Here is a 19,655-nt window from a genome sequence, read left to right on the forward strand (position 1 = left end):
GGGGCATCGTCCGCGGCGCGCCGCGGCACGGACGACGCGCCGGTCCGGGAGCGGCGGATGCCGAGAATGCTCGGGTGTCCACCGCTCCCCCGGCGCCTCCGCCGTCTCCGCCTTCCTCGTCCCCCTCATGGCCGTCCGGGGCCGGTGCTGTGCCCTGGCGCGGCGAGGGGGCGCTGCTTCTCCTGTCCGCGGCTTCCGGGGCGGCGGACGCGTTCGTCTTCCTGTGCGTGGGGCAGGTCTTCGCCGGCGTGATGACCGGGAATCTCGTGCTGCTCGGGGCTTCGGCCGCCGGCGCGGGCGAGGACGGCGTGGCGCTGAAGGTGGCCGTGGCTCTGGGGGCCTACTTCTGCGGGGTGGCGGCGGGCGCGCTGATGGCCGGACGGCGGGACCCCGGGGTCCCGCTGCTGCTGGGGGCGGAGGTCGTCCTGCTGGGTGCGGCGGCCGTGCTGTGGGGGCTGGAGCTGGTCACGTCGTACGGGGACCGACTCGGGCTGCTGGCCCTGGTGGCGGTGGCGATGGGCGTCCAGGGGCGCGTACGGGTGACGCCGACGAACTACTTCACCGGGACGCTGACCTCGCTCGCGGGTCGCGTGGCGTTGCGGGAGCTGCGCGGCGGGGACGGGTGGGTACTGGGTCGGCTGGCCGCTGTGGTGGCGGGGGCGGCGGTCGCGGCGCTGGCCGAGCGGTGGTGGAGCCCCGGAGCCGCGCTGGGGGCGGTCGTGATGGCGGCCGGCGCACTGGCCCTGGAGACGTTTCCGGGCCGGGGCGGCCCGTTCCGGCCGGGCAAGGGGAAGCCCCGGCCGGATCGGGGGAATCCAGCCGGGGCGGCTTGAGTGCGGGCGTGAAGGGCGGTCGCCTCTCGGCGGAGGGCTCCACGGGGCTTCGGCAGTGCGATCCTCCCCATGGGCTACAGGTGAGGCCCGGGGACACTGTCCCCCTCACACCCACGTATAGATGAACGATAAACCATCCTTGGGCGTTCCCGGGAATCCGCCCCCCTGGATGTGATCCACGGCACGGATTCCCCGACTCCCTCCCCGGTCAGGTCAGGTCACGTCCGGTCAGCCACCGGCCGTCTCGCCGGTGCCGTAGCGGCGCCGGAACTGCTCGACGCGGCCCGCCGTGTCGAGCACCTGACGGCCGCCGGTGTAGAACGGGTGGCTCGCCGACGAGGTCTCGACGTCGATGACGGGGTAGGTGTTGCCGTCCTCCCACTCCACGCGCTCGCCGGAGTCGGCGGTCGAGCGGGTCAGGAAGGCGACGTCGGCCGTGCGGTCGCGGAAGACCACGGGACGGGACACGGGGTGGATACGGGACTTCATCGATGCGTTCCTTCCTCACCGCGGACAGCGGTGGCGTACAGGGTGACGGACCTCTTCCGGGCGGTCAGCGGACCTCACGGAACAGGACGTGCCGTCCGGCGGCGGAGTCGAACTTGCGGAGCTCCAGCCGGTCAGGGTTGTTGCGGCGGTTCTTGCGTGTCGCGTAACTGCGGCCCGTTCCGGCGGTGGACCGGAGGGTGACGACGGGCCTGGTCTCGCTGCGTGCCATGGGCGCCTCCCGATGCCTCTGCCGACCCCATCCCCAATCGGGAATGAGATTCGTTTTCGTTCTGGTGAGGTAACGCGGGGCCGCCTCTCCGCATTCCCGCCCCTCGAACGCCCGGAGTCGCGCCGCCAACCCGCCCCAGACGCAAGCCTGTTCGGATTGCGGCCGCCCCGGAGAGCCGCTGGCATATGCCAGACGCAACAACGCATCGAGTGTTGCCAAATCCCTTACGGCCCGCCATGGCCTGTGCGACAGTCGGTAGCGGTTCACCCCTCAGAACCGGCTCGGCCGCGCCTGTATCGGAGTACGAGATGCCGTCCCCCCTCTTCGCGGACCGCCCCGCACCACAGCCTCCCGCGCATGACGCCGTCGACGACCTGATCCACCGGACGCGACGGCTGCGCGGTGACGTGGACGCCGTGCGGCGGGACGCCGTCGTGTTCGACGACGACGACCCGCAGCTGCGCTGGCAGCGTGCCCTGTGCGAGCTGGCCGTGCACCACCTGGACGACCTCGACGAACACCTGGGCCAGCTCAGGGCGGGCCTGCCGGGCCCGCGTGCCGAGGACTCCGCCCCCCGGGGCGGCGAGGCGCAGGACGGGCCGAGGTCCGGCTCCCTGCTGAACCGGGTCGGCAGCGCCGAGTGGAACCTCCTGACCGACGAGTGCAGCTGGTCCGATGAGCTGTACGAGATCTTCGGCAGGCCGCCCGGCTCCACGCCCCTCTCCCTGGACGACCTGCCGTCCGTGCTGCTGCCCGAGGACCAGCCGGGGCTGACCGCCATGGTGACGGGCTGCCTCGTCGACGGCCGTCCGATGGACGGCGAGTTCCGCATCACGCGCCCCGACGGCGGCACGCGCACGCTGCACATGACGGGCGAGCCGGTCCTCGACGCCGAGGGCTGCACCGCCTCCATGTGGGCCGTCCTGCGGGACGTCAGCGAGCTGCGCCGCAGCGAGCAGGCCGTGAGCAGGAGCCGCGCGTCGGTACGGCGCGAGGAGCACATCGAGCGCACCGAGCACCGCATGGCCGTGGAGCTCCAGGAGACCGTTCTGCCGCCGTGGCGCGGATCGCTGCGCCTCCCGCCGCAGGGCCCGGGCGCCCTGGACATCGCCGCGCACTACCTCCCCTCCGCGTCGAGCGGGCTCATCGGCGGCGACTGGTACGACGCGATGGAGCTGCCGGACGGGCGCACCCTGCTCACCGTCGGCGACCTCACCGGGCACGGCATCCCCGCCACCTCGGCGATGGCGATGATGCTGGGCGCACTGCGCGGGCTGGCCGTCGCCGGCATCGAGCCGGGCGCGCTGATGGGACACCTCAACCAACTGCTGGAAACGTCGATACAGCCCGCGCTGGGCAGCGCCCTGTGCTGCCGCTTCGACCCCGAGACCTCCCTTCTCTCCTGGGCGCAGGCCGGGCACCCCGCGCCGCTGCTCTGCCGCGGCGGTTCGGGACGGCTCCTGCCGCCGCCGGACGGGATGCTGCTGGGCGCCGCGCCCCGGACCGTCTTCGAGCAGGACGAGGTACGGCTGCTCCCCGGCGACGTGCTAGTTCTGCACACCGACGGCCTGACACGACGCGGCGACCGGGGTGCGGGCCCGGAGACGCTGCTCGCCCTCGCCCCTCGGTTCGCAGAGGCACGTACGGCACAGGAGTGCGTCCGGAGCGTCGTCGAGGAGTTCGGCGGGACCGAGCGCCTGGACGACGCGTGCGTGCTGGTCGCCCGTATCGGGGCGTGAGGGAGCGCGGACTCATCAGGGCGTGAAGGAGCGCGGAGCGGCGCGGCGGGGCCGGGTCAGATCTGGGTGCCCCTGGCCTTCTTCTGGCTCGGCATCGACAGCTCGATCTCCTCGCGCAGATCCTGGATCCCGGCGTATCCGGCGAACTGACCGGTGAGCCGGTACATCTCGCGCAGTCGGTCCCAGGTGCGGTGCGAGGAGGTCTCCCCCATCGACACCAGTGCGAGCCGGGCGTAACGGTCGGCCTGCTCGGGGTCGTTGGCGATGAAGCAGGCCGAGGCGAGGGAGATGTAGTCGAAGATCTTCGACCGCTGGCGTCCGTTGATCCGCAGCTCCAGCGCCTGCTTGGCATGACGCTGCGCGATGATCGCCGCTCCGGGGTCGTGCTCGGCCAGCGTGCGGAAGGCGAGCGCCTGCATGCCGTGCATGTCGGCGTCGTCGAACATCTGCATCCAACTGGGCGGGGGGACATCGCCCTTGTCCGAGACGAAGAGCTCCTCGGCCTCGCCGAGGGTGCGCCGCATGGCCTGGCCGCGGCCCATCGACGCCTGTGCCCAGGCCTCGATGGTGCGCAGCATCGCCTGCGTACGGGGCAGGGTCTCGTCGCCGGAGCCGGATTTGGCGAGCTTCATCAGGTCGAGTGCGTCGTCGGGGCGGCCCAGGTGCACCATCTGGCGTGCCGCCCGGGAGAGCGCCTCTCCGGCGCGCGGCCGGTCGCCGCCCTCGCGGGCCGCGTGGGCGGCGATGACGAAGTACTTCTGGGCGGTGGGTTCGAGGCCGACGTCGTGGGACATCCAGCCCGCCAGGACGGCGAGGTTGGCGGCGACGCCCCACAGCCGGCGCTGGAGATGGTCGGGGTGGCGGTAGGCGAGCATGCCGCCCACCTCGTTGAGCTGTCCCACGACCGCCTTGCGCTGGAGGCCGCCGCCCCGGGACGCGTCCCAGGCGCGGAAGACCTCGACCGAGTGCTCCAGTGCCTCGATCTCCTCGGAGCCGACCGGCGCGGCCTCGTACCGGTCGAGACCGGCGGGATCGGCGTGCAGGGGATCGTTGGTACGTGGAGCGTCGGCCGCCAGAGCGGGGTCGCTGTGCAGCCAGTCGTTCATGGGGCCGGCGATGGTTGAGCCGGCGGCGAGCGCGGCGCCCGCACCCACCAAGCCGCGTCGGTTGAGCATGAGGTCCATTCCCGTGAATTCGGTGAGGACCGCTGCCGTCCGTTCGGGCGCCCACGGCAATTGATCGGGATTGTGTTCCGTCCCGGAGTCACGCCGTTTCCCCACACGCCCGCGTCGGCCGAACCCGAGGTCCTCGATGGTCACGACACGGCCGAGCCGCTCGGTGAACAGAGCTGCCAGCACTTCGGGCACAGGATCACGGGGGGACTCCCCCATGTCGATCCAGCGCCTGACACGCGAGGTGTCGGTGGCCAGCTGCGGGTGGCCCATGGCCGCCGCCTGCCGGTTCACCATTCTCGCGAGTTCGCCCTTGGACCAGCCGGCCAGGCCGAACAGGTCGTTGAGGCGGGTGTTGGGTTCTCCGGTCACTTCAAGCCCCCAGGTTCTCGGCTGACTTGACACTAACCCCCTGTCAGATGCGCTGTGACTATTCGCCAGGGTTCGCCAGGGTCCGCCAGATGGTCTGCCACCCGCGACCCGTTGTCAGGTAGGAGTGCGCCACCCCGCCCGGCAGCCCTAGGTACTCCCCAGGGTGCCGAACGGCCGTCGGCCGGGTTGGCGCACGTACCTTGTCGGCGCACGAAGGGATCTGTCTCGCCCATGTACACAGCATCGTCCTCCGTGTCCGCCCCGCCCCGTCCGCTCCGCCCGATGGGCGCGGGCGGCGGGCCCTATCTCGCTCCTCACGCCGGCGCGCCGGCGCAGGGTCCGGGCCGGGCCCGACGGGCCCAGGGACCGGGCGCCGGACCGCTCAGCGGAAGGATCGACCTGTCCGGGCCCCAGGGCGCGCAGGTGCGGATGGCCATCGCCTCCGTGCAGCGCATCTGCCCCGAGTTCAACCCGGTCCAGGTGCTGCGCCGCAGCGGCCGTTCGGTCCTGATCGTCGGAACGACCGGGCGGGCGACCGCCGTCGCGAAGTGTTTACTGGACCACTCGCCGGCGTGGACCGAGCGGTTCCGGCACGAAATAGCGGCGTACCGCGCGTTCGTCCGGCACCGCCCCCCGGTTCGGGTGCCCCGGCTGATCGCGGCGGATCCGGAGAACTGCACGCTGGTGATCGAGCGGATGCCCGGCCGGGTCGCCGCCCTCACCCGGCACCCGGCGGAGGCGCCACCGCGGGCCGACATCCGCGCGGCGCTGGGCGCGATCGCCCGGGTGAACGCCTGGCGGCCGCCGCCCGGACTCTTCGAGGCACCGCTCGACTACGCCTCGCGGATCTCCCGCTACCACGAGCTCGGGCTGTTCACCGACCGTGATCTCGGTGACCTCCAGAAGCTGCTGCACGGTCTGGCCCATGCGGGCGGCCGGCAGGGCATGGGGCAGTTCTGCCACGGGGACGCGCTGCTCTCCAACATCCTGCTGTCGCCGACCGGGCCGGTGCTCGTCGACTGGGAGCACGCCGGCTGGTATCTCCCGGGGTACGACCTGGCGACGCTGTGGGCGGTGCTGGGCGACGCCCCGGTGGCGCGACGCCAGATCAGCCAGCTGGCGCAGGCCAGGGGCCCGGCCGCGCGGGACGCGTTCCTGGTGAACCTGATGCTGGTGCTGACGCGCGAGATCCGCAATTACGAGACGGCGGTCCAGCGCACCATGCGGGAGGCGCCCTCGGTGGGTGCGGGGCAGGACCGTCCCGGCGCGCTCTCCTCGGGCGAGGAGCAGCGGCTGCTGCTGCGGAGGCTGCACGACGACTGCGCGATGGCGCGGCGGGCGGTGCGGGCGGCGGTCGGCACCCGCTGAGGCGGGACGACGCCCGGACCGGACAACAGGGCAGGCGCGGCGCCTGCCCATCGAAGACCACAGTGACCAGACCACTGTGAAGAAGCGCGCTGCGGGACCCGGTGCCGACACACCGGATCCCGCGGCGCGCTGTCGTGCGTTCGGTGACCCGACGCTGACCCTGTGTCGTTCCGGGGTCCTTCGCGGGTGAGGCCCGCCACGAGACCCACGTCACCTACGGCCTCCGGTAGTAGGCGTGAGACCTCCCGCCCGGCGTAACGAACCGCCCATATGGCTCATAAATTGGCATCTCACGATGAAGAGTAGTAAAGGCGGTCATTGCTTCCTATGTCGGTGCCCGCTAACCATGGATCCCGGCAAGCACCGAGTTCGAGCCAGCGTCGATCGCCCATCGGCGACCGCGGCCCGGACAACCCGGTTCCTGCCGACGCGGCGCGAAGGCCGCGAAGCCCGTCCCCCATAGGAAGAGCTCACGCATGCCCCGCATCTCCACCCTGCGCATCACCCGCTCGCACAAGATCGCCACCGCCGTGCTCGTCGCGGCCGGTTCCGTCACCGCCATAACCGCCACCGGCGGCCCGAGCGAAGCGCAGACCACCGCGACCCGGTCCTCCGTCTCCGTGGAGCCGGTCGCCGCGGCGGGCGTCCCCACGGCGAAGGACGCGGCCGAGAAGGCCGCCAAGGAGAACGCCGCCAAGGAAGCCGCCGCGAAGAAGGCCGCCGACAAGGCCACCGCGGAGAAGGCCGCCGACAAGGCGCGCTCCGAGAAGCAGGCCGCCAACCGTTCCACCGAGCGCAAGGCCGTCACGCCCAAGAAGTTCGCGGACAACCTCGACGGCTGGATCCGTGAGTCGCTCGACATCATGGAGAAGAAGAACATCCCCGGCTCCTACGAGGGGCTGCACCGCAACATCATGCGCGAGTCCAGCGGCAACCCGAACGCCGTCAACGACTGGGACATCAACGCGCAGAACGGCATCCCCTCCAAGGGCCTCCTCCAGGTGATCCAGCCCACCTTCGACGCCTACCACGTCAAGGGCACCCCGAAGAAGCTCACCGACCCGGTCGCCAACATCACCGCCGCCGCCAACTACGCCGCGGACCGGTACGGCTCGATCGACAACGTCGACTCCGCCTACTGAGCGACCGACGACCGACCGGCCGACAGCTGAACGACCGGTTCCCGAACGACCGCCTTCCGAGCACGCACCAACGAAGCGATCATGTGACTAATCGCCGTTGTGCGTGCTCCGTATGGCCGAAGGGTAGTGCTGCGCGGACACCACCGGTCCGCGCGTTTCCCCGCGCGGAGGCTTCTGGAAAGGCCTGACGCACATGGCACAGCCCTTCTCACTGCCGGACTTCTATGTTCCGTATCCGGCGCGGCTCAACCCTCATGTGGAGGCGGCCCGTACCCACACCCGGGGGTGGGCCCGTTCCATGGGAATGCTGGAGGGTTCCGGCATCTGGGAGCAGAAGGACCTGGAGGCGCACGACTACGCCCTCCTGTGCGCCTACACCCATCCCGACTGCTCGGCCGAGGCGCTCAGCCTCGTCACCGACTGGTACGTGTGGGTCTTCTTCTTCGACGACCACTTCCTGGAGCTGTTCAAGCGCACGCCCGACCGGGAGGGCGGCAAGCGGTATCTTGACCGGCTGCCCGCCTTCATGCCGATGGAGCGGGGAGCCGCGACACCCGAGCCGGAGAATCCCGTCGAGGCGGGGCTCGCCGATCTGTGGGCCAGGACGGTCCCGGCGATGACGGACGCCTGGCGGGCCCGGTTCGCGGAGTCGACGGAGAACCTCCTCAACGAGTCCCTGTGGGAGCTCGCCAACATCCACGAGGGCCGCATCGCGAACCCCGTCGAGTACATCGAGATGCGCCGCAAGGTGGGCGGCGCGCCCTGGTCCGCGGGGCTGGTGGAGTACGCGGCCGGCGCCGAGGTGCCCGCCCCGGTCGCCGACGCCCGCCCGCTGCGGGTGCTGCGGGACGCGTTCTCCGACGCGGTGCACCTGCGCAACGACCTCTTCTCGTACCAGCGTGAGGTGGAGGACGAGGGGGAGAACAGCAACGGCGTGCTGGTGCTGGAGAAGTTCCTCGACTGCTCCACGCAGGAGGCCGCCGAGGCCGTCAACGACCTGCTGACCTCACGGCTCCAGCAGTTCGAGAACACCGCCCTGACCGAACTCGGCCCGCTCTGCGCCGAGAAGGGCCTGGACCCGACGCAGACCGCCGCTGTGCTGGCGTACGTCAAGGGGCTCCAGGACTGGCAGTCCGGCGGCCACGAATGGCACATGCGCTCCAGCCGCTACATGAACGGCGGCGGCGCGGGCGAGGCTGTGGCCGGCTTCGGCATGTCCGCCGCCTCCATCGCCTTCACCCTCCGCTCGGAGACCGCGCGGGCCCGCAGCCACAGCCATGTGCCGTACCAGCACGTGGGCCCCTCCCTGCTGCCGGACTTCGACCTGCCGTTCGGGACGACACTGAGCCCGCATCTGGGGGGAGCGCGCGTCCGGCTCGTCGACTGGGCGCGGCGGATGGGCATCCTGGAGGCCCAGCCGGGCGTGCCGGGTTCTCATATCTGGGACGAGAACCGGATCGTCGCGATCGACCTGCCGCTGTGCGCGGCGGGCATCCACCCGGACGCGACCCCCGACGAACTGGACCTGTCCTCGGGCTGGCTGGCCTGGGGGACGTACGGCGACGACTGGTTCCCGGTCGTGCACGGGCGGACCCGGGACCTGGCGGGGGCCCGGCTGGCGAACGAGCGGCTGTCGCTGTTCATGCCGCTGGCCGACGAGGGGACGCCGGAGCCGGTGAACGCCCTGGAGCGGAGCCTGGGCGACCTGTGGCACCGGACGGCCGCCCCGATGGACGCGGGCGCGCGGCGCACTTTCCGTACCGCGATCGAGACGATGACCGCGAGCTGGCTGTGGGAGCTGGCGAACCAGGCGCAGAACCGCGTCCCCGACCCGGTCGACTACGTCGAGATGCGGCGCGCGACGTTCGGCTCCGACCTGACGATGAGCCTGTGCCGGCTCGGGCACGGCAGGAAGGTTCCGGAGGAGGTCTACCGCAGCGGCCCGATGCGTTCCCTGGAGAACGCGGCGGCGGACTACGCGTGCCTGCTCAACGATCTGTTCTCGTACCAGAAGGAGATCGAGTACGAGGGCGAGGTGCACAACGGCGTCCTGGTCGTGCAGAACTTCTTCGGCGTGGACTATCCGACCGGCGTGGCGATCGTGCACGACCTGATGAACTCACGGCTACGGCAGTTCCTTCATGTCGCCGAGGTCGAACTCCCGCTGCTGTACGACGACTTCGACCTGGACGCCGAGGCGAGGGAGATCCTGGCGGGCTATGTCCGGGAGCTGAAGCACTGGATCGCGGGGATCCTGATCTGGCACCGGGGCTGCCGCCGCTACCGCGAGGAGGACCTGCGGCGCGGTCACGGCACGCCCTGGCACCTCAGCGGCCCCACGGGGCTCGGCACGTCGGCGGCGCGGGTGACCCGGCTGATGACCCAATCGGCGGGCAGCCTCGTGTAGTTCACGACAGCATGGCCCGCCGCGCCGAGGAGCCGCGCGGCGGGCCGCCGGCAGCTACGGCCCGCCTCCGCGAGCAGCCGTCCGGGGCGCACGACCCGGGCGGTCGACCGCCCGGGAGATCCGCCGGCCGCAGTGGGCCAGGGGCAGGGTGAAGGCGGCGGAGGCGGCTCCCGGCTGCCCAAGGTGCACGGGAGTGGCCGGATACCACCCCCGGACAACGAAAGCGGCCGCCCGGCATATGCGGGCGGCCTATGGAGATACGTTTCAGCCTTGCTGGAACAGCTCTGCGGGCAGGGGCTTGAGCAGGGTGTAGAGGTCGTCGGTGATCGGCCGGTCCCAGCTGGCGATGGTCACGAGGACGCCGTCGCTGCGGTCGAACTGGACGCAGGCGATACGGCTCTCGGAGAGCTTGACGCGGCGGACGATCAGCAGATTGTCGCCCTGCATGACGGGGACGTCCTCGGAGCTGACGACCTCGATCGGCTCGTCGTTCTCCAGGGCGAGGAGCAGCTGTGCCACCTCGAAGGGGACCTGGCCCTCCTCGGTCTCGCGGGCGGGCGAGCCTTCCGGGAGGTTGCCGATGATCATTGCCGGGCCCCGGCCGCCGTACAGGTCGTAGCGGAGGAAGACACCCTGGCAGCTGCCGTCGGGGGCGGGGAGCAGACCGGCGCCGAGGTTGCCGGGCCAGTCCCCGGGATCCATGGCCAGGACGTCGAAGTCCGGGCCCGCGGGTGTTGCGGCGCTACGGCGGCGGAGGAAGGACATGCCTGCCATGTTACGTGTCCCGGCTCACGTTGCGGAGCCGGGCCCGGCCCCCGTGGGACCGGGTCCATCGCGTTTCCTCAGCCGGGCGGGGGCTCCGCTCCCACGAGCCACATGGCGAAGAACTGGGACCCTCCGCCGTAGGCGTGGCCGAGCGCCCGGGCGGCCCCGTCGATCTGGTGCTCCCCGGCCCTCCCCCGCACCTGGAGGGCCGCCTCGGCGAAGCGGATCATGCCGGAGGCGCCGATGGGGTTGGTGGACAGCACGCCGCCCGAGGGGTTGACCGGGAGGTCGCCGTCGAGTTCGGTGACGCCGGCCTCGGTGAGTTTCCAGCCCTCGCCCTCGTCGGCGAAGCCGAGGTTCTCCAGCCACATCGGCTCGTACCAGGAGAACGGCACGTACATCTCGACGGCGTCGATCTCCCGGCGCGGGTCGGTGATCCCGGCCTGCCGGTAGACGTCGGCGGCGCAGTCCTTGCCGGCCTGCGGGGAGACGAAGTCCTTGCCCGCGAACAGGGTGGGTTCGCTGCGCATCGCACCGCCGTGCACCCAGGCGGGCGGATACGGGGAGCGGGCCGCGCCGTCGCGGTCGGTGAGGATCATCGCGCAGGCCCCGTCGGAGGACGGGCAGGTCTCGGAGTAGCGGACCGGGTCCCAGAGCATGGGCGAGGACCGGACCTTCTCCAGGGTGATGTCGTGGTCGTGGATGTGCGCGTAGGGGTTCTTGAGGGCGTTGCGGCGGTCCTTGTAGGCGACGAGCGAGCCGACGGCGTCGGGCGCTCCGGTGCGCCGCATGTACGCGCGCACGTGCGGGGCGAAGAAGCCGCCCGCGCCGGCCAGCAGCGGCTGCTGGAAGGGGACGGGCAGGGAGAGGCCCCACATGGCGTTGGACTCGGACTGCTTCTCGAAGGCGAGGGTGAGGACGGTGCGGTGCACCCGGGCGGCGACCAGGTTGGCGGCGACCAGGGCCGTCGATCCGCCGACCGAGCCCGCCGTGTGCACGCGGAGCATGGGTTTGCCGACCGCGCCGAGGGCGTCGGCGAGATAGAGCTCCGGCATCATGACGCCCTCGAAGAAGTCGGGCGCCTTGCCGATCACGACGGCGTCGATGTCGGCCCAGGTCAGCCCGGCGTCCTCCAGCGCCCGGACCGCCGCCTCGCGGACCAGTCCGGCGATGGACACGTCGTGCCGGGCGGCGACGTGTTTGGTCTGGCCGATGCCGACGACGGCGACGGGCTCCTTAGGCATGAGCGCTCTCCCCTTCCAGGACGGCGACAAGGTTCTGTTGCAGGCAGGGCCCGGAGGTGGCGTGGGCGAGCGCCCGGTCGGACTCGCCGCGGTGGATGCGGGCTGCTGCCTCGCCCAGCCGGATCAGTCCGGCGGCCATGATCGGGTTGGCGGCGAGCGCGCCCCCGGAGGGGTTGACGCGGACGTCGTCGCCGAGCCCGAGCGCCTTGCGCAGGACGACCTCCTGCGAGGTGAACGGGGCGTGCAGCTCGGCGGTGTCGACGGGCCGTTCGAAGGCCCCGGCGCGCTCGGCGGCGAGCCGCGCCGAGGGGCTGTCGGTCAGGTCGCGGACGCCCAGGCTGTGTGCCTCGATCCGGTGGTCGATGCCCCGGATCCAGGCGGGCCGCGCGCACAGGGCGCGGGCGGTGTCCCCGGCGGCGAGGACCACGGCGGCCGCGCCGTCCCCGATGGGCGGGCAGTCGCCGGTGCGCAGCGGGTGGACGAGGGGGTCGCCCGCCGGGACGTCGCCGGTGAGCTGGGCGTACGGGTTGTCGACGGCGGCGGTGCGGTTGCGGGCGGCGATCTCGGCGAGAGCCCCTTCGTCGGTGTCGCCGGCGTCGATGAGGGCCTGGGCCTGGAGGGCGGCGAGCGCGACGGAGTCCGGCCAGAGCGGGGCGAGGTAGTAGGGGTCGAGCTGGCGGGTGAGGACGTCGCGGACCCGGCCGGGGGACGACTTGCCGTAGGAGTAGACGAGCGCGGTGTCCGCCTCGCCGGTCAGGATCTTCACCCAGGCCTCGTACAGCGCCCAGGCCCCGTCCATCTCGACGTGGGACTCGGAGATGGGCGGGTGGGCGCCGACGCCGTCGAGGGCCATGGTGAAGGAGAAGGCGCGCCCGGCGAGGTAGTCGGCGGAGCCGGAGCAGGTGAACCCGATCTCGTTGGCCTTGAGGCCGGTCGCGCCGAGGACCTCGTGGAGGACGGGCATCAGGAGGTCGACCTCGGAGAGCTCGTCGGTGCGCCGGCGGTGCGCGCTCTGGGCGAAGGCGACGATGGCCACGTCCCGCATCTACACCAGCTCCTTGTACGTGTCGTAGTCGGCGTCGGGCTCGCCGGTGGGCCGGTAGTGGTCCGGGGGTCGGGCGCCCTGACCCGTTGCGGCCCAGACGGGCTCGACGCGCAGCCCCATGCGCACCTGGTCGTACGGGATGCCGGCGATGCGGCCGTGCAGGGCGAGGTCGGCCCCGTCGAGCGCGATGTGGGCGTAGACGTACGGGACGTCGATGTCCAGGTTCTTCGCCTTGATGTTGACGATGCAGAAGGTGGTGACGGTCCCGCGCGGCCCGACCTCGACCTGTTCGGCCGTGGCGACTCCGCAGGTGGGGCACGCTCCGCGCGGCGGTACGTAGACCTTGCGGCAGGAGGGGCAGCGCTCGCCGACGGTGCGGCGGCCTTCGAGAGCGGCGAGGTAGGCGCTCTGGGCGCGGCCCGGGGTGTGGACGTAGTCGAGGCGGGCCGGGGCGACGATGCCGAGCACCGGATCGGTGAACTCACCACTGTGCACGGCGGGTTCGTCCGGGCCGGGCTCCCCCTCGTACGGTTCGAAGCAGGCGATGTCGGTGATGGCGCCGGTGCGCTCGGCGGCCCAGCGGATGCGGACGCGCATTCCGGTGCGCACGGCGGTGGGGCCGGGCGCGTCGAGGGCGTGCAGGAGCGCGGTGCCGGCCCCGTCGAGGCGGACGAGGACCCAGGCGAAGGGGGTGGCGAGCGGCTGGCCGCGGCGGGGCGCCGGGTTCCAGGCCCAGGTGGTGACGGTGCCGGTGGGGGCGACCTCGACGAGGTCGCGGATCTCGTTCGCGGTGACGGGGTCGTACTCGACGGGCGGTACGAGGACCGTGCCGTCCTGGGTGCGGACGCCGAGGACGGTGCGTTCGCGCAGGCCGGTGAGAAAGGCGCTCTGGACGGGACCCAGGGATCGGGTGAAGGGGAATTCGACCACCAGCGGGGCGCTGAGGACGTCGGTCATGGCTCTCTCCTGGGATCGGGTGCACCGGGTGCTGGGATCAGGCGCGCCGGTAGACGGGCGGGCGCTTCTCGGCGAAGGCGCGGGCGCCCTCCTTGGCGTCCTCGGTGGCGAACACGGGCCAGCCGCGCTTGAGTTCAGCGGCCAGCGCCTCGCTCTCGGTCAGCTCGGCGCCCTCGTAGACGGAGGCCTTGACGGCCTCGACGGCGAGGGGTCCGCAGGCGTTGATCCGCTCGGCGACGGTGAGGGCCTCCGCCAGGGCGGTGCCGTCGGGCACGACGCGGCCGATGAGCCCGATGGCGGCGGCCTCCTCGGCGCTGTACGGGCGGCCGGTGAGGAGCATTTCGAGGGCGTGGGTGCGGGGGATCTGGCGGGGCAGCCGGACGGTGGAGCCGCCGATCGGGAAGAGACCGCGACGGACCTCGAAGAGCCCGAAGGTGGCGCCCGCCCCGGCGATACGGATATCCGTTCCCTGGAGGATCTCGGTGCCGCCCGCGACACAGGGGCCCTCCACGGCGGCGATCACCGGTTTGCGCGGGCGGTGGTGGCGCAGCATCGCCTTCCAGTGGAGGTCCGGGTCGGCCGTCATCCGCTCCCGGTACTCCTCCCCCTCCATTCCGCCGCCCGCCAGGGCCTTGAGGTCCATACCGGCGCAGAACGCGCCGCCCGCTCCGGTGAGGACGACGGAGCGGACCGTGTCGTCCGCGTCGGCCGCGAGCCAGCCGTCGTACAGGCCGACGAGCATCGGCAGCGAGAGCGCGTTCCTGGCCTGTGGTCTGTTCAAGGTGAGCACCAGCGTGGCGCCTTCGCGCCGCACGGTGAGGTGTTCCGTACCGCCCATGACCGACTCCTGTTCTCCAGACCTGGAACAGGTTGCAGGAGGAGGGGACGCAGTTCAATAGATTTCTGACAGCTCGTCAGATTGTTTCGACGCCACCCCTTCCCACTTGTGCCGCCCGGCGCTCTAATGACGGCCGAGTCGCCAGTCACCCGGGGTCAGGAGGAACGGTGGAGTACAACCTTGCCGACCTGTTCGAGTCGGTCGTCGACGCGGTGCCCGACCGTGAGGCGCTCCTGTACGTCGACCATCCCGGTACGGGCGCGGAGCGACGGCTCACCTACGCGGAGCTGGACGCCGCCGCCAACCGGATCGCCCACCACCTGATCGACGCGGGCATCCGCCCGGGCGAGCACCTGGGGCTGCATCTCTACAACGGGGTGGAGTACCTCCAGACGGTGCTGGGGGCACTCAAGGCACGGATCGTGCCGGTGAACGTCAACTACCGTTACGTCGAGGAGGAGTTGGTCTACCTCTACCGGGACGCGGACCTGGCGGCGCTGGTCTTCGACGGCGAGTTCGACGAGCGGGTGGCGGCGGCCGCCCCGCAGGCTCCGGGCCTGCGTCATCTGGTCCGGGTGGGGCTCGCTGCCGCGACGCCCCGGGCCGTGACGGTCGTGCCGTTCATCGAGGCGGAGGAGTCGGGCGGGGCCGGGCGCGGGTTCGCGCCGCGCTCCGCCGACGACCAGTTCATCATCTACACGGGCGGCACGACCGGCATGCCGAAGGGGGTGATGTGGCGTCAGGAGGACCTGTTCTTCTCGGGACTCGGCGGCGGAGCGCCGACCGGCGAGCCGGTGAAGACCCCGCAGGAACTGGCGGAGCGTGTGGCCGCCGGCGGGGACGGGATCACGTTCTTCCCCACGCCGCCGCTGATGCACGGGACGTCCACGCTGACCGCGTTCATCGGCTTCAACTTCGGTCAACGCGTGGTCGTGCACCGTAAGTTCGTGCCGGAAGAGGTACTGCGGACGATCGAGAAGGAGAAGGTCACCAGTGTGTCGCTGGTCGGCGACGCGATGCTGCGTCCTCTGATCGACTGTCTGAAGGGACCGCTGCGCGGGACGGACTGCTCGTCGCTCTTCTCCGTCTCCAGCTCCGGGGCGATCATGTCGGACTCGGTGCGGGCGGAGTTTCAGGCGCTGGTGCCGACGGTGATGCTGCTGAACAACTTCGGCTCCTCCGAGTCCGGGTTCAACGGCACGGCCACCGCCGACTCGGGCCCCGAGAAGGGCTTCCGGGTCCAGGTCAACGCCCGTACGGCGGTGGTGGATCCGGTGACGTACGAGCCGGTGGCCCCGGGCGAGCCGGGCCGCATCGCGCAGCGCGGGCATGTCCCGCTCGGCTACTACAACGACCCGGCCAAGACCGCCGACACCTTCTTCCGCCGGGGCGATGAGCGATGGGTCCTGCTGGGCGACATGGCGACCGTGGACGCGGACGGCATCGTCACCGTGCTCGGCCGGGGCTCGCAGTGCATCAACACCGGGGGCGAGAAGGTGTATCCGGAGGAGGTCGAGCAGGCGCTCAAGTCCCACCCGGACGTGTACGACGCGCTCGTCGCGGGCGTCCCCGACGAGCGCTGGGGCAACCGGGTCGCCGCCGTCGTCCAACTACGGCAGGGAGCTGAGGCGTTGACGCTGGACGCGGTGCAGGCGCACTGCCGGACCCGGCTCGCCGGCTACAAGATCCCCCGCGCACTGGTGCTGGCCGACCGGATCCAGCGCTCGCCGAGCGGCAAGGCGGACTACCGCTGGGCGAAGGCGGTGGCGGCGGGAGCCGGCCGGGGCTGAGGGACGGGCGCCGGGACGGGCCCCGCGGCCCGTACGCGGTCCCGGCTCCCGTTCGCGGTCCCGGCTCACACTCCCGCCTCCCGTACGCGGTCCCGGCTCACGCTCCCGCCTCCAGGGACGGGAGCGCGGGTTCACGCGCCTCGCCGTCGAGGTCGTCCCCGTACAGGTCGCGTACCCACCTCGCCTGGTACACCGTGTCCAGGTAGCGCTCGCCGAGGTCGGGGGCGATGGCCACGGCGGTCAGGCCCGGGTGTCCGTGCCGTTCCAGCCAGCCCACGGCCCCGCTGACCACCGTGCCGGTCGAGCCGCCGAACAGGAAGCCGCGTGCGGCCAGGCGGTGGCAGGCGCGGATGGTGTCGGCCTCCTCCACGACGAGGGCCTCGTCCACGAGAGCCTCGTCCAGCAGCGGCGGCCGTACGCTCATGCCCAGTCCGGGGATCATCCGGCGTCCCGGAGCTCCGCCGAAGGAGACCGAGCCGGCGCTGTCCACGGCGACGATCCGCACCGGACGGTGCCACCGTCGGAAGTAGCGCGCGCAGCCCATCAGGGTTCCCGTGGTGCCCGCACCGACGAACAGGACGTCCAGGTCGGGGAAGTACCGGGCGATCGCGGGGGCCGTGGTGCGGTAGTGGGCCCGCCAGTTGCCCGGATTGGTGTACTGGCTGAGCCAGACGCAGCGGTCGTCGGTGGCGCACAGATCGCGCACGTAGTCGAGCCGGGCGCCGAGGAATCCTCCGTTGGCCCCGGTCCCGGCGACCGTGTGCACCTGGCTGCCCAGAGCCTCCATCATCAGCCGGGTCGCCAGGTTGCAGCGGGAGTCGGTCACGCACAGGAAGCGGTAGCCCTTGCTCGCCGCGATCATGCTGAGCGCCACGCCGAGGTTGCCCGATGACGACTCGACGAGGATCGACCGGTGGGTCAGGACCCCCTCGCGTTCGGCCGCCGCCACCATCTCGGCCGCGGCCTTCAGCTTGATCGACCCGGCGAAGTTGAAGCCCTCGCACTTGAGGAACAGGGCGGGTCCGAGGATCGCCCGGAGATCGACGTACAGGTCCTCCTCGTTGAAGGCCTGGGGAACAGAGATGACAGGCACCGTGTCCTCCTCCGGTGTGAGCGGGGCGAGTGGCGTGGGCGGGGCAGGGGGGACGTGGGAGCGACGCCGCTCACCCGTACCTGCGCAGTTCGTGGAAGAAGCCGTCCACGGTCCGCAGTTCCCCCGAGCGCGCCACTTCGTCGTAGACGTACTTGCCGACCGCGAGGTCCAGCAGGCCGAGGCCGAACGGCGAGAACACCGCCGTGCGGTCCGCGGGGACGCTCACCCGGCGGGACATCACGTCGTCCAGCGTCCCGGTCAGGAAGTCCCGGTTGCCGGTGAGCTGCTCCGTGAGGTGCGGTGAGGTGGCCGCCCGCAGACAGTGCCCGACGTCGTCGACGATGTTGGTCGCGGTCAGCAGGATCTGCGGCGCCAGGTCGCGGAGCGACACGTGCAGCACCAGCGGATGGTGTCCGAACCACGCCGGTTCCCGGACGTGCGGGGCTCCCGCGACGGTGGCGAAGACCACCAGGTCGCTCTGGCGAATCAGCTCCTGAGCCGTGTCGTGCACGGTGACACGGCCGGTGGCTCCCGCCTGTTCGAGGTAGAGACGGAAGCCGGCGGAGCTGCTCGCCGACAGGTCGTGGACGCCGATCTCGTCGAAGGACCAGCCGGTCCCCTCCAGGAAGGTGTGGATGTAGCGGGCGATCAGCCCCGCCCCGAAGAACCCGACCCGGACCGGGCGCGGCCGGTCGCGGCTGAGCCAGTCGGCGGCCGCGGCCGCGGAGGCGGCCGTCCTGGTCGCGCTGATGATGGAACTCTCCAGACAGGCGAAGGGGTAGCCGGTGGTGTGGTCGTTGAGGATCAGCACGGCGGAGGCACGGGGAATGCCGGACGCCACGTTCTCCGGGAAGCTGGAGATCCACTTCACCCCGTCCACCCGGACGTCGCCGCCGAGCGAGGCGGGCAGCGCGATGATCCGGGAGACCGGGCGGTCGGGGAACCGGAGGAAGGAGGACGGCGGGTTGACGGACGCGCCGGAGCCGTGCAGCCGGTACGCGTTCTCGATCACCGACACGATGTCCTTCTCGCGTCCGCGCAGGGCGTCCTGGACCTGCGCACCGGTGATGACCGCGAAGGGCGGCACGGCGGGCTGCCCTCCGAACGGGCCGGACGCCGTCGGGGAGGTCGTGGTCGCGTGGGCGGTGGTCATGATGCGCTCATCTCGATACGGGTGGGGCCGTCGGCCGGTTTCACCGGATCCGCCGGTGCGACGACGACCTCGCGGGATCCCTCGTACGCCTCGCGGCTGTGGGCCGTGCGGAGGTTGTCGACGATCAGCAGATCCCCGGTCTCCCACGGGCTGCGTTCGGTGTGCGCCTCGTACACCTCGTTGATCAGCCGGACGACGTCCTCGGTGAGCGGTTCGCCGTTGCCGTAGCGGGTGTTGAACGGCAGACCGTCGGCCCCGTACTCCTCGGTCAGGTAGGCGCGGATCTCGGGGTCGAGCGTCCACTCGTTGAGGAAGGCGATCTGGTTGAACCAGCAGCGCCGTCCGTCGGCCGGGTGGCGCAGCACCGCGGCGCGGTGCTGCTCGGTGCGCAGCCCGCCGTCCGGACGCCAGGTGGCCCGGATCGCGTTGGCCCGGCAGTACGCCTCGATCGCGGTGCGGTCCTCGGAGCCGAAGGCCTCGGCCGGACCGGCGCCGATCTCACCGTTGAAGCTGCGGGTGAGCAGCCAGCCCTCGCGTTCGAAGCGCGCGGTCAGCGCGTCCGGCAGGGCGGCCAGTACGGCGGCGGCGTCGGCGACACCGGTGGCTCCGCCCCGTTCGGGCGCCCGGAGGCAGGCGAACAGCATCAGCCCGGGGCACTCCAGGGCGTAGCTCAGCTCGTGATGCATGCACATCGGCTGGTTCGACGGCCACGGGGTGGCGGAGAGGACTCCGTCGCCGTACGTGTCCCGGGCGGCGAAGGTCTCGCGTTCCGCCACGGGGAGTACGCCGAGCGCGTCACGGACGGCGGCCGTGCCGGACGCGTCGCGCAGGTCCAGCCCCCGGACCAGGACGGCGCCGTGCTCGGTGACCGCGGCACGCAGGGCGTGGCGGTGGCCGGCGATCCAGCCCGGTGCGTCGCCGCCGGGGTCCGCCGGCAGCAGCGGTGGACGGCCGGGCTCCGTCTCCGGCTCGGGCAGCGGAGCGGTGCGGGTGGACAACATGGTGTGCTCCTTTCGGAC

General features: G+C 71.7%; 17 protein-coding genes. 6 read left to right on the top strand and 11 right to left on the bottom strand.

From position 1 onward, the window contains the following. Nucleotides 1-149: 149 nt before the first annotated feature. Entirely contained in the window at nucleotides 150-833 is a 684-nt protein-coding gene (locus ACFWRV_RS27205; protein ID WP_384338364.1) for a YoaK family protein, read from the top strand. A 228-nt stretch (nucleotides 834-1,061) separates the two neighbouring features. Here ACFWRV_RS27205 and ACFWRV_RS27210 read toward each other — a convergent pair whose 3' ends face one another. Then, nucleotides 1,062-1,322 (bottom strand): type B 50S ribosomal protein L31, encoded by a 261-nt coding sequence (locus ACFWRV_RS27210; protein ID WP_384338365.1) that lies wholly within the window; start codon nucleotides 1,320-1,322, stop codon nucleotides 1,062-1,064. A 64-nt stretch (nucleotides 1,323-1,386) separates the two neighbouring features. Beyond that, complete coding sequence (gene rpmG, locus ACFWRV_RS27215; protein ID WP_356569724.1) at nucleotides 1,387-1,551, bottom strand: 50S ribosomal protein L33; 165 nt, start codon at nucleotides 1,549-1,551, stop codon at nucleotides 1,387-1,389. Nucleotides 1,552-1,859: 308 nt separating this feature from the next. Between rpmG and ACFWRV_RS27220 the strand changes: the two genes are divergently transcribed. Next, complete coding sequence (locus ACFWRV_RS27220) at nucleotides 1,860-3,290, top strand: PP2C family protein-serine/threonine phosphatase (RefSeq protein WP_384338366.1); 1,431 nt, start codon at nucleotides 1,860-1,862, stop codon at nucleotides 3,288-3,290. 56 nt (nucleotides 3,291-3,346) lie between these two features. Here ACFWRV_RS27220 and ACFWRV_RS27225 read toward each other — a convergent pair whose 3' ends face one another. Beyond that, nucleotides 3,347-4,834, bottom strand: coding sequence for a hypothetical protein (locus tag ACFWRV_RS27225; protein ID WP_384338367.1), 1,488 nt, complete (start codon nucleotides 4,832-4,834; stop codon nucleotides 3,347-3,349). Between the two features lie 231 nt (nucleotides 4,835-5,065). Between ACFWRV_RS27225 and ACFWRV_RS27230 the strand changes: the two genes are divergently transcribed. From ACFWRV_RS27230 to ACFWRV_RS27240, 3 genes are all read left to right on the top strand, one after another. Then, nucleotides 5,066-6,202 carry an aminoglycoside phosphotransferase family protein gene (locus ACFWRV_RS27230; protein WP_384338368.1) on the top strand — a complete coding sequence of 379 codons (1,137 nt, stop codon included), beginning with the start codon at nucleotides 5,066-5,068 and terminating at the stop codon, nucleotides 6,200-6,202. A 476-nt stretch (nucleotides 6,203-6,678) separates the two neighbouring features. Beyond that, nucleotides 6,679-7,344, top strand: coding sequence for a transglycosylase SLT domain-containing protein (locus ACFWRV_RS27235; protein ID WP_384338369.1), 666 nt, complete (start codon nucleotides 6,679-6,681; stop codon nucleotides 7,342-7,344). Between the two features lie 193 nt (nucleotides 7,345-7,537). Continuing rightward, the gene (locus ACFWRV_RS27240; protein WP_384338370.1) at nucleotides 7,538-9,751 is read left to right on the top strand and encodes a germacradienol/geosmin synthase; all 2,214 of its coding nucleotides are present in this window, start codon (nucleotides 7,538-7,540) and stop codon (nucleotides 9,749-9,751) included. 264 nt (nucleotides 9,752-10,015) lie between these two features. Here the strand turns inward: ACFWRV_RS27240 and ACFWRV_RS27245 are convergent, their stop codons facing one another. From ACFWRV_RS27245 to ACFWRV_RS27265, 5 genes are all read right to left on the bottom strand, one after another. Next, on the bottom strand, nucleotides 10,016-10,516 hold the full coding sequence (locus ACFWRV_RS27245; RefSeq protein WP_003971159.1) for a hypothetical protein: 501 nt from the start codon (nucleotides 10,514-10,516) through the stop codon (nucleotides 10,016-10,018). Nucleotides 10,517-10,593: 77 nt separating this feature from the next. Further along, nucleotides 10,594-11,760, bottom strand: a complete 1,167-nt coding sequence (locus ACFWRV_RS27250) for a thiolase domain-containing protein (RefSeq protein WP_384338371.1) — start codon at nucleotides 11,758-11,760, stop codon at nucleotides 10,594-10,596. Beyond that, entirely contained in the window at nucleotides 11,753-12,805 is a 1,053-nt protein-coding gene (locus tag ACFWRV_RS27255) for a thiolase domain-containing protein (protein ID WP_384338372.1), read from the bottom strand. The genes ACFWRV_RS27250 and ACFWRV_RS27255 overlap by 8 nt, the downstream gene beginning before the upstream one ends. Further along, nucleotides 12,806-13,762, bottom strand: a complete 957-nt coding sequence (locus ACFWRV_RS27260; RefSeq protein ID WP_384338373.1) for a Zn-ribbon domain-containing OB-fold protein — start codon at nucleotides 13,760-13,762, stop codon at nucleotides 12,806-12,808. It lies immediately after the preceding gene. A 37-nt stretch (nucleotides 13,763-13,799) separates the two neighbouring features. Further along, nucleotides 13,800-14,600, bottom strand: a complete 801-nt coding sequence (locus ACFWRV_RS27265; protein ID WP_384338374.1) for a crotonase/enoyl-CoA hydratase family protein — start codon at nucleotides 14,598-14,600, stop codon at nucleotides 13,800-13,802. A gap of 167 nt (nucleotides 14,601-14,767) precedes the next feature. Here ACFWRV_RS27265 and ACFWRV_RS27270 point away from each other — a divergent pair, with 167 nt between their 5' ends. Continuing rightward, nucleotides 14,768-16,390, top strand: coding sequence for an acyl-CoA synthetase (locus ACFWRV_RS27270; protein WP_384338375.1), 1,623 nt, complete (start codon nucleotides 14,768-14,770; stop codon nucleotides 16,388-16,390). A gap of 97 nt (nucleotides 16,391-16,487) precedes the next feature. Here ACFWRV_RS27270 and sbnA read toward each other — a convergent pair whose 3' ends face one another. From sbnA to ACFWRV_RS27285, 3 genes are all read right to left on the bottom strand, one after another. Further along, entirely contained in the window at nucleotides 16,488-17,483 is a 996-nt protein-coding gene (gene sbnA / locus ACFWRV_RS27275) for a 2,3-diaminopropionate biosynthesis protein SbnA (protein WP_384338376.1), read from the bottom strand. 70 nt (nucleotides 17,484-17,553) lie between these two features. Further along, nucleotides 17,554-18,636 carry a 2,3-diaminopropionate biosynthesis protein SbnB gene (sbnB, locus tag ACFWRV_RS27280; protein WP_384338377.1) on the bottom strand — a complete coding sequence of 361 codons (1,083 nt, stop codon included), beginning with the start codon at nucleotides 18,634-18,636 and terminating at the stop codon, nucleotides 17,554-17,556. Continuing rightward, a complete protein-coding gene (locus tag ACFWRV_RS27285; RefSeq protein WP_384338378.1) occupies nucleotides 18,633-19,637 on the bottom strand; it encodes a TauD/TfdA family dioxygenase in 1,005 nt (334 codons plus the stop codon). Before ACFWRV_RS27285 ends, sbnB begins: the two co-directional genes overlap by 4 nt. Between the last annotated feature and the right edge of the window lie 18 nt (nucleotides 19,638-19,655).

Origin of the sequence: Streptomyces sp. NPDC058576, from assembly GCF_042718715.1 — a bacterium.
Classification (GTDB): domain Bacteria; phylum Actinomycetota; class Actinomycetes; order Streptomycetales; family Streptomycetaceae; genus Streptomyces.